The organism is Belnapia sp. AC561 (assembly GCF_979252845.1).
In genome coordinates this window covers 1-239 of record NZ_CEEDBP010000463.1, presented here as the reverse complement: position 1 = coordinate 239, position 239 = coordinate 1, and the positions used below count along the sequence as shown (strand labels likewise).

Annotated in this window: 1 protein-coding gene; it reads left to right on the top strand. The window is 41.0% G+C overall.

The annotated features are described in order from the left end of the window. Positions 1-14: 14 nt before the first annotated feature. A partial coding sequence (locus AC0IW9_RS31855) for an ATP-binding cassette domain-containing protein (protein ID WP_471652278.1) occupies positions 15-239 on the top strand: 225 nt, incomplete at its 3' end.

Here is a 239-nt window from a genome sequence, read left to right as displayed (position 1 = left end):
ATGTAACCACAACCGTGAAACAAGGTGAATTTGTTTCCATCATGGGACCATCTGGGGCGGGAAAATCTACTTTACTCAACATTTTGGGCATGCTCGAAGAACCCACATACGGCGCTTATGAATTTATGGGCGAAGATGTAACAAGCTTAAACGAGCGAAAACGAATCGAACTCTACCGAAATCATATTGGCTTCGTGTTTCAGGCTTATCATTTAATTGATGAAATGACAGTTTACGAA